The following is an 11,961-nucleotide window of genomic DNA, read 5'->3' as shown; positions in this document are numbered from 1 at the left end:
GTCGGCGCGCGGACATGGAGTCTTCTCGAAGCCAGAAAACAAAAAGCCCTCACATCGGAGGGCTTTCGTTCCCGCTACGTTCAAACCTGCTTGCAGATCTGAACGTTAGAGCCAGGCAATCTCAAGCAAAGTTCTTTGCTGCGAAATCCCAGTTCACGATGTTCCAGAATGCTTCGACGAACTTCGGACGGGCATTGCGGTAATCGATGTAGTACGCGTGTTCCCAGACGTCGATCGTCAGCAGTGCTTTCGCGTCGGTGGTCAGCGGCGTGGCAGCGTTGCTCGTCGACACCAGGTCGAGCGAACCGTCGGCCTTCTTCACGAGCCATGCCCAGCCCGAGCCGAACGTGCCGACTGCGGTCTTCGTGAACGCTTCCTTGAACGCATCGTAGGAACCCCACTTCGCGTTGATCGCGTCGCCGAGTGCGCCCGACGGTGCACCGCCACCTTGCGGGGACAGGCTATTCCAGAAGAACGTGTGATTCCAGATTTGTGCCGAGTTGTTGAAGATACCGCCCGACGACTTCTTCACGATCTCTTCAAGCGACAGATTTTCGAACTCCGTGCCCTTGATCAGATTGTTTAGGTTGGTCACATAGGTCTGGTGATGCTTGCCGTAGTGGAACTCGAGCGTCTCTTCCGACATGTTCGGCGCGAGAGCGTTCTTTGCGTACGGCAGCGGCGGGAGCGTATGTTCCATGATGCTTTCCTTCTGTCTGTTTATGGGGAGTTCTGCGGATAACGCCTTGGAGCACTCGATTGTAGGCGACTTGGAATAACCCCGCAAACACGCGGCCATTATGTCGGGCATCGCGTGCAAACGCAGGTGCGACGGGCGTGGAAGCGGCGTAATAAATGCGTCTGCAGCGTGCGCCGAAGGTCAAATGTACTGCGGCCGAAAGCGTTGTCAGAAACCGTCGGTAAGACGTTGCTGCACGTCCGCGAGCGCGACGTCCGCGGTTCCTTCCGCGAGATGCACGGTGAGCCGCCGGCCCGGTTTCAATGCAGCCGGCGCCCGCACCGCGTGGCCGCTCTGCGCATCGAGCAACGCGGCATAACCGCGTTCGAGCGTGCGCTGCGGACTCAGCACTTCGAGCCGCGCGGCAAGCGACGTCACGCGAGCCTCCTGACGTTCATGCTGTCGTAACACTGCCTGCTCGACACGCTGCTTCAGTTGCTGCAACGTCGCGCGATGCGCGGCGAGATTGGGATGCGTGCGCTGCCAGCGCATCCGCAGCAGCGCAAACTGCGCACGCGCATCGCGCACGGGTCGCGCACCCGCCGACACGAGACGCACGCCCAGTTGCTGAAGATGCGTACGTTGTCGCGCGAGCCGTTCGGCCGGTGACACAAGCCTGCGCGACAGCCAGTCGAGTTGCTGTGCGCGCCGCTCCATCATCCGGTCGAAGCCACGCGCAAGCGATGCATGCCGTTGCTCGAGATCGCGCAACAGCAGCGCGCGCTGCGGATTCACGAGTTCTGCGGCGCCGGTCGGCGTCGGTGCGCGCACGTCGGCGGCAAAATCGGCGATCGTGAAATCGGTTTCGTGTCCGACGCCGCTCACCACCGGCAACGCGCTTTCGGCAATCGCACGCGCGAGTATTTCTTCGTTGAACGCCCACAGGTCTTCGATCGACCCGCCGCCCCGGCACACGATCAACACGTCCACTTCGCGACGTGCGTTGGCCGCCTCGACCATCGCGGCGAGCTTCGCGCTCGAACCCACGCCCTGCACGGGTGCCGGATAAACGATCACCGGCACGTGCGGCGCGCGACGCGACAGCGTCGTCAGTACATCGCGCAACGCGGCCGCCTGCAGCGACGTGACGATGCCGATCGCTCGCGGATGCGCGGGCAATGCGCGCTTGCGCTCGGCGGCGAAGAGTCCTTCGCCTTCGAGTTGCGCCTTCAGTCGCAGGAACGCTTCGTACAGCCGGCCCTGGCCGGTCCGGCGCACAGCCTCGACATTCAGTTGCAGTTCGCCGCGCGGCTCGTACATCGTCACCAATGCGCGGACTTCGATGCGATCGCCTTCGCGCGGCGTGAACTCGGCGTGCTGCGCGCGGCCACGGAACATCACACAGCGCATCTGCGCCTGCGCGTCCTTGATCGAGAAGTACCAGTGACCGCTCGCGGCGCGCGTGAAATTCGACACTTCACCCGACACCCACACCAGCGGAAACGAGCGTTCGAGCATCGTGCCGATCGCGCGATTGAGCATCGACACCGGCACGACCGCATCGGCGCCCGTGGGCAACGACGACGACGAAAAAGGACTTTCGGAATTCATGCGAAGAATAAAAGTAGAACCTGAAGAATGCGTGCCGAACGGCCGACAGAAGATAGTCCGGTGCGCCCACGCCGTCCAGTCCCGCGCGTCGAGACGCCGGAGTGTCCACACCGGCCATGCATAGCGCAAATCGCAGACCCGGCACCGCGCTCAGGCCGGTGAGTTCGTATCATGTGCTTGATTCGACTAGGTTTTTTGTCTCGTTAATAGTGTACGACACCGATCCGGGGCTTTCTGCACGGCCTTTTCCGCGCGACGCGAGGCATCTTCTCCACAAAGTTATCCACAGGAGCGGCCTGTGGATAACCGGTGCGCGCACCGCGCGACCCCGCGCGACTTGCCGCCGACGATGCCCGCACGCTAGAGTGCCGGCTTTCCTGGACGTTGCGTGCGGCTCATCGAGTGCGCAGGCTGCCCGCAACGTCCGTCATCGTTTTACAGTCAGGGGTCGTCAACGACCGTCCGGAGAATCGCGCCGATGTCTTTTTCGTGGATCGCGTCATCCCTGTGTCCCATGCGTTTCGTGTGCGCGTCGCGCGTCGCGCGGTTTGCGTCCGTTGTCCAATGAGCGCCCTCAAAGCTCGCATCGAAGCGCGGCTCGCCCGCGAATGGCAAAGGCGCGGATTGCTCGCGTGGGCGCTCACGCCGTTTGCCTGCGTATTCGGCGCGGTAGCCGCCGCACGCCGCGCGATGTTTGCGCGCGGCTGGCGCGAGACGGTGCGCGTCGGTGTGCCGGTCGTCGTGGTCGGCAACGTCACGGTCGGCGGGACCGGCAAGACGCCGACGGTGATCGCGCTCGTCGATGCGCTGCGCGCGGCCGGCTTCGTGCCGGGCGTCGTGTCGCGCGGCTACGGCGCGAAGATCGTGCAACCGACGCTCGTCATGCCCAGCTCGCTCGCGACCGAAGCCGGCGATGAACCGCTGCTGATCGCGCGACGCACCGGCGCACCGGTATGGGTCTGCCCCGATCGCGTCGCGGCTGCGCAGGCGTTGTGTGCCGCGCATCGCGAGGTCGACGTGATCGTCAGCGACGATGGCCTGCAGCACTACCGTCTCGCGCGCGATGCGGAGCTGATCGTGTTCGATCACCGGCTCGGCGGTAACGGCTTCCTGCTGCCGGCCGGTCCGCTACGCGAACCGCTGTCGCGCCGTCGCGACGCAACGCTGATCAACAACCCGTATGAACGCGCGCTGCCGCCGTGGCCGAATACGTTTGCGCTCGCGCTCACGCCAGGCGACGCATGGCAGCTCGACGACCCATCGCGCCGCAAGCCGCTCGCGCAGTTCGCGGGCAACCGTGTACTGGCGGCAGCAGGCATCGGTTCGCCGGAACGCTTCTTCGCGACGCTGCGAGCCGCCGGCCTGTCACCCGATACGCGCGCGTTGCCCGATCACTACGCGTTCGACAGCAATCCTTTCGCCGGCACCGATGCCGATACGATCCTGGTCACCGAAAAGGATGCGGTAAAATTGGCGGCCTGGCGTGATGCGCGGATCTGGGTCGTCCCAGTCGAAGCCGCGCTCGATCATCGCCTCATTGCACTGGTTGTGGAGAAACTCCGTGGACGCTCGCCTGCTTGAAATTCTTGTCTGCCCGATCTGCAAGGGCCCGCTTAGCTACGATCGCGCCGCGCAGGAACTCGTCTGCCACGCCGACAAGCTCGCCTATCCGATCCGCGACGGCATCCCGGTGATGCTCGTCGACGAAGCGCGCCAAACGGTAGAAGGCACGCTCATCGAACCGCAGGATTCGCACAATCCGGGCTCGGGCAACTGAACGCCCTCTCGCCCTTACACCGTTAGATCGTTAGATCGTCACGCCGCAACGGCATCGCGCTCACACAGCCGTCGCGGCTTTCGCCGGGTTCCCGGGCGCTACCACGCCACAGGTCCCCGCCTTCCTCCGGTTCCCTGCTGCGGTCCCTCACGCGATGCCCATCGTCACTGCCTCTGTTCCGCCCTTCATCGCCGTCGTTCCCGCGCGGCTCGCGTCGACGCGTCTGCCGAACAAACCGCTCGCGGACATCGGCGGCAAGCCGATGGTCGTGCGTGTCGCGGAGCGCGCGAGAGAGTCCGGCGCGCAGCAGGTGCTGATCGCGTCTGACGCGCAATCGGTGATCGACGCCGCGCGCACGCACGGCTTCGAAGCGGTGCTCACGCGGCCCGATCATCCGTCGGGCACCGACCGTCTCGCGGAAGTCGCCGCGCACTTCGGCTGGAGCGACGACACGATCGTCGTCAACGTGCAGGGCGATGAACCGCTGATCGATCCGGCGCTCGTGCGCGGCGTCGCCGCGCATCTCGCCGCGAGCGACGGCTGCGCGATTGCGACCGCCGCGCATCCGATCCACGACCCCGCCGAGATCTTCAATCCGAATGTCGTGAAGGTCGTCCCCGATGCGCGCGGCGTCGCGCTGTATTTTTCGCGCGCGCCGATTCCCTGGGCTCGCGATGCTTACCAGCCGCACTGGCCCGACGTCGCCGCGCTGCCCGCTCCGCCTGCACCAGCCGTCGTGTATCGGCACATCGGGCTGTACGCGTATCGCGCGAAATTCCTGCGCACGTATCCGTCGCTGACGTTGTCGCCGATCGAGCAGGTCGAAGCGCTCGAGCAGTTGCGCGCGATGTGGCACGGCGAGCGGATCGCAGTGCTGATCACGCAGGACGTCCCGCTGCCGGGCGTCGACACCCCCGCCGACCTCGCCCGCGTGCAGGCGTTATTCGGGTCGAACGCAGAAAAACCCATGGCATAATCGGTCGTTTACACGACCCGTCGGGAACCGTCGTTCGCAGACTCCGTATCGCTCGCCGCGCGTTGTACAGGCCACCGCTTCCGCTTCGCATGAAGCGAAATTGCACGGCATTCAGCGCGAGCGGCTCGCAGCATCGGCCCGCCTCGAACGACGCATAACTAGACACACAGCGACCGCTCGCGCGTCGCGCAGCACAGAATTCACACAATCTGGAGATATCACATGCGTTTGATCCTGTTGGGCGCCCCCGGGGCGGGGAAGGGAACCCAGGCAAACTTCATCAAGGAAAAATTCGGCATCCCGCAAATTTCCACCGGCGACATGCTGCGCGCCGCAGTGAAAGCAGGTTCGCCGCTCGGCGTCGAAGCGAAGCGCTACATGGATGCCGGCGAACTCGTACCCGACGACCTCATCATCAATCTCGTAAAAGAACGCCTGCGTGAGCCGGACTGCGCGAACGGCTATCTGTTCGACGGTTTTCCGCGCACGCTGCCGCAAGCGGAAGCGATGAAGCAGGCCGGCGTCGCGATCGACTACGTGCTGGAAATCGATGTGCCGTTCGACGAGATCATCGTCCGGATGAGCGGCCGTCGCGTGCATGCGGCGTCGGGACGCACCTATCACGTGAAGTTCAATCCGCCGAAGGTCGAGAACACCGACGACGTCACCGGCGAGCCGCTGATCCAGCGCGACGACGACAAGGAAGAAACCGTGCGCAAGCGGCTCGACGTGTATGTCGCGCAGACGCGTCCGCTGGTCGACTACTACAACGGCTGGGCACAGCGCGGCGACGAGAACGGCCTGAAGGCGCCGGCGTATCGCCGTATCTCCGGGCTCGGCGGCGTCGACGAAATCCGTACGCGTGTGTTCGACGCGCTGAAGTAAATCGGGCGGCCGCACCTCGGGCGGCTGTCGACGCGCGCCGCAGGCTTCAAGCTCGCGGCGCGTTTTCTTTTGGGGCGCCTGGATGCAGTCGCGACGATCCTCGCCGCGACGCACCGGCAGACGGCCACGAGCCGAACCCCTCGCGACCTGCCCACAAGGCACATGAAAAGGAGAGAAAGATGGAGATTCGCGACAACGCATTTCTGATCACCGGCGGCGCTTCGGGCCTCGGTGCGGCCACCGCGCGCCTCTTTGCGGCGCAGGGCGGCAAGGTCGTGCTGGCCGACCTCAACGAAGCGGCCGGCACTGCGCTCGCGCAGGAACTCGGCGGCGTGTTCGTCAAGTGCGACGTGAGCCGCGAAGACGACGCCATCGCTGCTGTCGAAGCAGCGACAAAGCTGGGCACGCTGCGTGGGCTCGTCAATTGCGCGGGCGTGGCGCCTGCGGTGAAGACGGTCGGCAAGGACGGTCCGCATCCGCTCGACGCGTTCGCGCGCACGATCTCGATCAACCTGATCGGCACGTTCAACACGACGCGGCTCGCGGCTGCGGCGATGTCGAAGAACGAACCGAACGCGAACGGCGAGCGTGGCGTGATCGTCAATACGGCGTCGGTTGCGGCGTTCGACGGGCAGATCGGTCAGGCTGCGTATGCGGCGTCGAAGGCTGGCGTCGCGGGCATGACGCTGCCGCTCGCACGCGACCTCGCACGCAACGCGATCCGCGTGATGACGATTGCACCGGGCATCTTCGAGACGCCGATGCTGCTCGGCATGCCGCAGGAAGTGCAGGACGCGCTCGGCGCGATGGTGCCGTTCCCCTCGCGCCTCGGCAAACCCGACGAGTACGCGATGCTCGTCAAACAGATCTTCGACAATCCGATGCTGAACGGCGAAGTGATCCGTCTCGACGGCGCGATCCGGATGCAGCCGAAGTAACGCGCGTCATCGAAAAAAAAGCCCGCGACGCAGTGTGTGCGTCGCGGGCTTTTTTATTGCGGCCCCGTCTCCCTGCCTCGTCGAAACGAAAAATTCAGTCGCGGTCGTTGTGCTGCGTGCGTTGCCGCAATTCATGCAGTTGGGCTTCGACGACAGTCGCGTCTTCGGCATCGGGACGGTCGCCGAGATAACGCTCGAGATCTTCGAGCGCCGGACGCAGATAGTCGAGCCGTGCATACGCGAAGCCGCGATCGCGGACTTCGTCGATGCTGTCGGGCAGCAGGATCACGAGCCGCTGCTGCACCGCGAGCAGCCGTTGCCAGCGTTCGGTCTGCAGATACGTCGCCTTCAGGTTACGCAGCATCCGCGCGACGATCTCCCGACGCGTCGCCGGCTGCAACAGAATGCGCAGCGCCCGGCCAACCGACTCACCCGCCTTCGCCACATACGGCTCCAGCATGTCGACCATCTCGGATTCGCTGAGCGAGTGACCTGACGTCGGATCGAGCATCATCTCGCCGTCGGGCATCGTCACGCGCAGCAGGAAGTGCCCAGGAAACGACACACCGCGCGCCGGCACACCAAGCTGCTCGGCCATCTCCAGATACAGCACCGCCAGCGAAATCGGAATTCCGCGACGGCGCTTGAGCACCATGTTCAGATGACTGTTGTCCGGGTCGTAGTAGTCGTTCAGGTTGCTCGCAAAACCGAGCTCGCGAAAGAAGTACCGGTTGAGAATGCCGACCCGCTGACGGATGTCGGCATCGTCGGGCATACGCCGTTTCAGACGCATCGCCAGCTCGTCGATCTCCGCGAGAATGCCCTGCAGATCGAGATCCGGATAGGCGTCCTGCGCGAGCGAAAGCGCCGTTTCCGTGAGCGGGAGACTATCGTCCTCCGCCACGAGCGTACTGAAATAATCGAGAACCCGCGTCGTCGTGATCACTTCACTCGCCTTCTGAAATACGCGTACTTGAACCCCATGAGCCAGAGCATACCGAAATATAGCGTCGCGAACAGCACGAGGCTTGCGCCGAGCAACGCGATGCGCATCAGCGGCCGTTCATGCAGCCCGATCCAGTCGAAGCTGATCGCGAACCAGTGCATCGCGCCCGCGAGCACGAGGCATGCGCCGAGCAACTGCATGAAGAACATCGACCAGCCGCGTGACGGCATGTAGATGCCGCGTCGCCGCAGCATGAAGAACAGCAGACCCGCGTTCATGCACGACCCGAGGCCGATGCTGAGCGTCAGACCCGCGTGCGCGAAGATCGGCACGAAGATGAGGTTGCTGATCTGCGTCGCGATCAGCACCGCGATCGCGATCTTCACCGGCGTCTTGATGTCCTGCTTCGCATAGAAGCCAGGCGCGAGAATCTTGATCAGGATCAGCCCGATCAGCCCGACGCCATACGCGGACAGCGCCCGGGCGACCATCACGACGGCATTCGCATCGAACTTGCCGTAGTGGAACAGCGTGGCTGTGAGCGGCTCGGCGAAGAAGAACAGCGCGACCGCGCTCGGCGCGGCGAGCAGGAACGTGACGCGCAGCCCCCAGTCGAGCAGCGATGAGTATTCGTGAGGATCGGCATCGACGTGTGCCTTCGACAGACTCGGCAGCAGGATCGTGCCGAGCGCGACGCCGAGCAGCGCGGTCGGGAATTCCATCAGCCGGTCCGCGTAGTTGATCCACGACACGGCGCCCGGTCCGATGTGCGACGCGATATTCGTGTTGATGATCAGGCTGATCTGCGCGACCGATACCGCGAACATCGCCGGCACCATTTTCGCGAGCACGCGCTTCACGCCGCGATGCGCGAGCGCCCGCAGCGGATTCAACCCGATGCGCGGCATCATGTCGATCTTCTTCAGCCCCGGTAACTGCACGAGGAACTGCAGCACGCCGCCCGCGATCACCGCCCACGCAAGTGCGTAGACCGGCTTCTGCAGATGCGGCGCGACGAACACGGCCGCGACGATAAACGCGACGTTCAGCAGCACCGGCGCGAACGCGGGCAGCGAGAAGTTCTTGTACGTGTTCAGCACGCCGGACGCGAGCGACGTCAGCGAAATGAACACGATGTAAGGGAACATGATCCGCGTCATCGACACGGCGAGCGGGTACGCCTGGCCGTCGGCGCGCAGCCCGGAAGCCACCACATAGACGACGAACGACGCGCCGAAGATGCCCAGCACCGACAGGACCGCGAGCACCCAGGCCAGCACCGTCGATGTCGCGTCGACGAGCGCCTTGGTCGCGTCGTGGCCCTGCTGGTTCTTGAACTCCGCGAGGATCGGCACGAACGCCTGCGAGAACGCGCCCTCGGCGGAAATCCGGCGCAGCAGGTTCGGGATGCGGAAGGCGACGTAGAACGCGTCGGTGTATTGACTGGCGCCGAACGCACGGGCGATCAGCGTTTCGCGGGCCAGACCGGTCACGCGAGACAGCAGCGTGAAGCCGCTGACCGTCAGCAGGGCTCGGAATAGATTCATGGGGCGCTTATTATACGGGTGCCATCGGGACGAACGGACGATCGTCCGGTGCACGCATCGGACCGGTTCGGACCGCAGACGTTCTGGCCTCCGCATAATTTCTGGCTCGCGGCAGTTGCGCGGTAGTCATATAGGGTTCGCGCCCTTTTTGGTCGTGCCATCCGCGCCGCCTGCCGCGGCTCGCCCAGCCGAACCGTTTCGTTTGCCACGTGCCTGATTTTGTTGCTATAATCGCCGGTTTCTACGCTTGCTCGGCTGTCGGGCTGCAGGAAAACCGCCGGTGGATCGGGTTACCCAGGCAGCACGGAACCCACGCAATCCAGCCGATGCCCGCAGATCGTCGTCGAAATTCTCTTTGCGCCTCTGGGCAATCGCTTCCAGGGGTTTGGATTAAAAGCAGCGCCCGGCCACCTTCATTCAGGTCAGGCACTGGAAACAGGAACAGGATAAGGAACCGTCATGGCTAATTCCGCACAAGCACGTAAGCGCGCCCGTCAGGCCGCCAAAGCCAACTCGCACAACTCGGCGCTGCGCTCGAAGTTCCGCACGGCCATCAAGGCCGTTCGCAAGGCGATCGACGCCGGCGACAAGGCTAAGGCCACCGAAATTTTCCAGGCATCGTCGAAGACCATCGACATCATCGCCGACAAGAAAATCGTTCACAAGAACAAGGCAGCTCGCCATAAGAGCCGCCTCGCCGCAGCCCTCAAGGGCCTGCAGGCATCCGCAGCAGCACAGTAACTCCGGCTGGTCCGCGACAGCGGACCGCGTCCTGTTTCCGCTGCGTCATTAAAGCCCGCCTCGGCGGGCTTTTTTGTCGTCTGGTGTTCGGCGGTCGACGCGCTTGCCACGAATACGATGGACACAAAAATGCCCGCAATCGCGGGCATTTTTTTGACTGGATGCTGCGCGGATTCGCGCATACGAATCAGGACTACGCGCCTTTTTTCTGCGTTCCGTGATCGGGCGGCAGTTCGCATGCCTCGGTCACGACGAGATCGTTGTCCTTCGCGAAGTTCAGTACGAAATCGAAAGCCATCGGCTCGATGGCGCGCAACCGCGAATCGAGGATCACGCACTTCACATTGCCCAGCATCGTCGGGCGCACATACAGCGAGTACTGCAGACGGGCGTTCGGCCCTTTCGCTCCCGGCCCGAAACACGACATCACGCCGGCGAGCCGCTCCGACCAGTCGCTCGGCCGAAATGTCTTTCCGCTGTGCGTGATGCCTTGAATGAAATACTCGGTTGGGGGTGCTTCGGCCATGTGATTACCTGTTGACTGCCCGGCGACTTGCCGGCAAACGCCGCTGCGTGCGTGAGAGCGCGAAGCCGTGACGGCTTGTCGTAGCCTGCCGAAACGGCTGAGGCGATGGCCTCGACGACGCTTCGCGAAGCAAGCCTGCCTGATGCGGCGCGACCGCGTCCCGACGAGCGGAGAGCCTGCTGGCCGGGCCTCAGAAAACCTCGCGATTATAGCGCAGCGAGCCCTTTTCCGCACTGCACACAAACCTTCCGACGCATCGCAAACGGCGCATTTCAAGGACTGGCGGGGCCTTCCGGCCGACTCGTCAAACGAGCCAAAATCCTTTATGCTGCATTGAGTTACCACAAACGACGGCGGCGCCGTCCGGCGTCGTCGCCGGGTGAGACCGCCGTATTTGTTTTATGACCGCCAAGAAAATTCGCCACTATCTGCAGTTCAAGGATTTCTCGCTGGACGACTACGAGTACGTGCTCGAACGCGCCCGCATCCTGAAGCGCAAGTTCAAGAACTACGAGACGTATCACCCGCTGCACGACCGCACGCTCGCGATGATTTTCGAGAAGAATTCCACGCGCACACGCCTGTCGTTCGAAGCGGGGATCTTCCAGCTCGGCGGTCACGCAGTGTTCATGAGCACGCGCGACACGCAGCTCGGCCGCGGCGAACCGATCGAAGACGCGGCGCAGGTCATCTCGCGGATGGTCGACATCATCATGATCCGCACGTTCGGTCAGGACATCCTGACGCGCTTCGCGGAAAACTCGCGCGTGCCGGTCATCAACGGTCTGACCAACGAATATCACCCGTGCCAGGTGCTGGCCGACATCTTCACGTACTACGAGCATCGCGGTCCGATTCGCGGCAAGACCGTCGCGTGGGTCGGCGACGCGAACAACATGCTCTACACGTGGATCGAAGCTGCGCAGATTCTCGGCTTCAAGCTGAAGCTCTCCACGCCGCCCGGCTACAAGCTCGATCACGGGATGGTCTCGGCCGATAGCGCGCCGTTCTACGAAGAATTCGACAATCCGAACGAAGCCTGCACCGGTGCCGATCTCGTCACCACCGACGTCTGGACCAGCATGGGCTTCGAAGCGGAAAACGAGGCGCGCAAGAAGGCTTTCGCCGACTGGTGCGTCGACACGGAGATGATGGCCCTCGCAGGCCCCGACGCGCTCTTCATGCACTGCCTGCCCGCGCATCGCGGCGAGGAAGTCAGCGCGGACGTGATCGACGGGCCGCAGAGCGTCGTGTGGGACGAAGCGGAAAACCGTCTACATGTGCAGAAGGCGTTGATGGAATTCCTGCTGCTCGGCAAGCTGAATCACTAAGCGC

12 protein-coding genes are annotated in these 11,961 nt (G+C 63.6%); 7 read left to right on the top strand and 5 right to left on the bottom strand.

Annotated elements, in window-relative coordinates; all coding sequences use genetic code 11:
* Positions 1-121: 121 nt before the first annotated feature.
* Both sodB and xseA read right to left on the bottom strand, forming a co-directional pair.
* A complete protein-coding gene (sodB, locus tag E1748_RS12880; RefSeq protein WP_133647627.1) occupies positions 122-700 on the bottom strand; it encodes a superoxide dismutase [Fe] in 579 nt (192 codons plus the stop codon).
* Positions 701-907: 207 nt separating this feature from the next.
* Positions 908-2,290: an exodeoxyribonuclease VII large subunit gene (gene xseA / locus E1748_RS12875; RefSeq protein ID WP_133647626.1), complete on the bottom strand. Its 1,383-nt coding sequence runs from the start codon at positions 2,288-2,290 to the stop codon at positions 908-910.
* A gap of 564 nt (positions 2,291-2,854) precedes the next feature.
* Here xseA and lpxK point away from each other — a divergent pair.
* The 5 genes from lpxK (at position 2,855) to E1748_RS12850 (ending at position 6,866) form a co-directional block, all read left to right on the top strand.
* On the top strand, positions 2,855-3,871 hold the full coding sequence (gene lpxK, locus E1748_RS12870; RefSeq protein ID WP_133647625.1) for a tetraacyldisaccharide 4'-kinase: 1,017 nt from the start codon (positions 2,855-2,857) through the stop codon (positions 3,869-3,871).
* Positions 3,852-4,067, top strand: a complete 216-nt coding sequence (locus E1748_RS12865; RefSeq protein WP_133647624.1) for a Trm112 family protein — start codon at positions 3,852-3,854, stop codon at positions 4,065-4,067. Before lpxK ends, E1748_RS12865 begins: the two co-directional genes overlap by 20 nt.
* A gap of 154 nt (positions 4,068-4,221) precedes the next feature.
* Positions 4,222-5,043, top strand: a complete 822-nt coding sequence (kdsB, locus tag E1748_RS12860) for a 3-deoxy-manno-octulosonate cytidylyltransferase (RefSeq protein WP_133647623.1) — start codon at positions 4,222-4,224, stop codon at positions 5,041-5,043.
* 222 nt (positions 5,044-5,265) lie between these two features.
* Complete coding sequence (adk, locus tag E1748_RS12855; RefSeq protein WP_133647622.1) at positions 5,266-5,928, top strand: adenylate kinase; 663 nt, start codon at positions 5,266-5,268, stop codon at positions 5,926-5,928.
* Positions 5,929-6,107: 179 nt separating this feature from the next.
* Complete coding sequence (locus tag E1748_RS12850; protein WP_133647621.1) at positions 6,108-6,866, top strand: 3-hydroxyacyl-CoA dehydrogenase; 759 nt, start codon at positions 6,108-6,110, stop codon at positions 6,864-6,866.
* 94 nt (positions 6,867-6,960) lie between these two features.
* On the opposite strand, the gene E1748_RS12845 is transcribed toward E1748_RS12850, so the two are convergent.
* Together E1748_RS12845 and murJ are read right to left on the bottom strand one after the other, a co-directional pair.
* Positions 6,961-7,812, bottom strand: a complete 852-nt coding sequence (locus E1748_RS12845) for a SirB1 family protein (RefSeq protein WP_133647620.1) — start codon at positions 7,810-7,812, stop codon at positions 6,961-6,963.
* The gene (gene murJ, locus E1748_RS12840; RefSeq protein WP_133647619.1) at positions 7,809-9,359 is read right to left on the bottom strand and encodes a murein biosynthesis integral membrane protein MurJ; all 1,551 of its coding nucleotides are present in this window, start codon (positions 9,357-9,359) and stop codon (positions 7,809-7,811) included. Before murJ ends, E1748_RS12845 begins: the two co-directional genes overlap by 4 nt.
* 459 nt (positions 9,360-9,818) lie before the next feature.
* Here murJ and rpsT point away from each other — a divergent pair, with 459 nt between their 5' ends.
* Complete coding sequence (rpsT, locus tag E1748_RS12835; protein ID WP_133647618.1) at positions 9,819-10,100, top strand: 30S ribosomal protein S20; 282 nt, start codon at positions 9,819-9,821, stop codon at positions 10,098-10,100.
* Positions 10,101-10,293: 193 nt separating this feature from the next.
* On the opposite strand, the gene E1748_RS12830 is transcribed toward rpsT, so the two are convergent.
* Positions 10,294-10,626 carry a DUF3579 domain-containing protein gene (locus tag E1748_RS12830; protein ID WP_133647617.1) on the bottom strand — a complete coding sequence of 111 codons (333 nt, stop codon included), beginning with the start codon at positions 10,624-10,626 and terminating at the stop codon, positions 10,294-10,296.
* Between the two features lie 401 nt (positions 10,627-11,027).
* On the opposite strand from E1748_RS12830, the gene argF reads away from it, so the two are divergent.
* On the top strand, positions 11,028-11,957 hold the full coding sequence (gene argF / locus E1748_RS12825; RefSeq protein WP_133647616.1) for an ornithine carbamoyltransferase: 930 nt from the start codon (positions 11,028-11,030) through the stop codon (positions 11,955-11,957).
* The last annotated feature ends 4 nt before the right edge of the window (positions 11,958-11,961 follow it).

Source organism: Paraburkholderia flava, from assembly GCF_004359985.1.
GTDB lineage: Bacteria > Pseudomonadota > Gammaproteobacteria > Burkholderiales > Burkholderiaceae > Paraburkholderia > Paraburkholderia flava.
The sequence above is the reverse complement of the archived record's forward strand: the minus strand, read 5'-3'. Positions and strand labels throughout refer to the sequence as shown.